Raw genomic sequence first — 1,577 nt, 5'->3', positions numbered from 1 at the left:
GCTTGGCGTTTAACCTGCGGCAGGGGTGTACTGACCCCGCTTGATCATGGTCGCAGCCCTTGGTCGATCATCGTCTTGCCACAGAACAAAGATCGACCCAAGGGCTGCGATGATCAGTGTGCACGATCCCGATCGCCACGCGACGCTCGGGGAGTTAATCGAGTTCCGTCAAAGGTTCTACGCGTGTCTGACCGCCCGAGCGGACGCGTTGTTCGAACTGGTCGACGCGGTGCTATGCACCGACGGCCCGGTCCGCTCGTTGGTGGGACTGTCGTTAGCGCCCGAGCATAGACGCGGGCATGGTGCGCTCTACGACGGGATCAACTACGGCCATATCGACATCGCACACCTACGGAATCTCGTTGCCGCACAACGGTTACCCAGAGCTGCGGATGGCCGCATCGTGCTCGCGGTGGATGTGTCACCGTGGCCGCGTCCTGCGGCTAACACCTCACCCCAACGGTCGTTCTGCCATACCTACGGACGCGGCAAGGACCAGCATCAGATGGTCCCCGGCTGGCCCTACTCGATCGTCGCGGCGTTAGAGACCGGCCGTACCTCGTGGACCGCACTGCTGGACGCCGTCCGGTTGGCGCCCGGCGCCGATCTCGCAGCCGTGACCACAACGCAAATCCGCGAAGTCGTCGAGCGACTCATCGACGTGGGGCAATGGCGGGTCGGAGATCCACAGATCCTGGTCGTGCTGGATGCCGGCTACGACGCACCCCGGATCGCTCACCTGCTAGGTGAACTGCCGGTACAGATTCTCGGTCGGATGCGCTCCGACCGCGTCCTACGCCGACCTGTCCCGCCACACGCGCCCGGCAGGAACGGGCGACCACCCAAGCATGGTAGCGAGTTCGTCTTCGGTGACCCCGCCACCTGGGGCGCCCAGCAGGCCGTGACAACCACCGAAACGCGCCTGTACGGCACGGCGACCATCCAGGCGTGGGATCGGTTGCATCCACTCCTGACCCGCCGGGCCGCGTGGGCGGACTACCAAGACGAACTTCCGGTCATCGAGGGCACGGTGATCCGTCTACAAGTCGATCATCTGCCCAGCGGCGGCGACCCGAAACCGGTATGGCTGTGGTGCTCGACAGTGGACGCCACCAAGGCCGACGTTGACCGCTGCTGGCAAGCGTTTCTACGTCGGTTCGACATCGAGCACACGTTCCGGCTGCTCAAGCAGACCCTGGGCTGGACCATCCCCAAGCTGCGCAACCCTCAAACCGCCGACCGGTGGACCTGGCTGATCATCGTTGTCCACACTCAGCTTCGACTCGCCCGAACACTGGCCACCGACCTGCGACGCCCCTGGGAAAAACCACTCCCACCACAACGGCTGACTCCCGCGCGAGTACGCCGCGGGTTCCGCAACATCCGCACGAAAGTCCCCTCACCAGCCGGTGCACCGAAACCCTCCCGGCCAGGCCCCGGACGGCCACTCGGCTCGAAAAACCAGAAGCCAGCCCAACGCCACGACGTCGGACGCATCCTCGCCACAGGCGAGGCATACAAGCGCCCCACCCATCACAAGAAGGGCACCAAACCACGCCGAACAGGTTAAAGATCAA

General features: G+C 64.4%; 1 protein-coding gene. It reads left to right on the top strand.

The annotated features are described in order from the left end of the window. The first annotated feature begins 109 nt into the window (after positions 1–109). Positions 110–1,570: an NF041680 family putative transposase gene (locus Raf01_RS48995; protein ID WP_203925054.1), complete on the top strand. Its 1,461-nt coding sequence runs from the start codon at positions 110–112 to the stop codon at positions 1,568–1,570. Positions 1,571–1,577: the final 7 nt, after the last annotated feature.

This window comes from Rugosimonospora africana (assembly GCF_016862975.1).
Classification (GTDB): Bacteria; Actinomycetota; Actinomycetes; order Mycobacteriales; family Micromonosporaceae; genus Rugosimonospora; species Rugosimonospora africana.
This window is presented reverse-complemented; position numbering and strand designations above follow the sequence as displayed.

What these genes read in the sequence shown, in the direction of transcription:
- Raf01_RS48995 (WP_203925054.1), top strand. Translation starts at nt 110, where the DNA reads ATGATCAGTGTGCACGATCCCGATCGCCACGCGACGCTCGGGGAGTTA.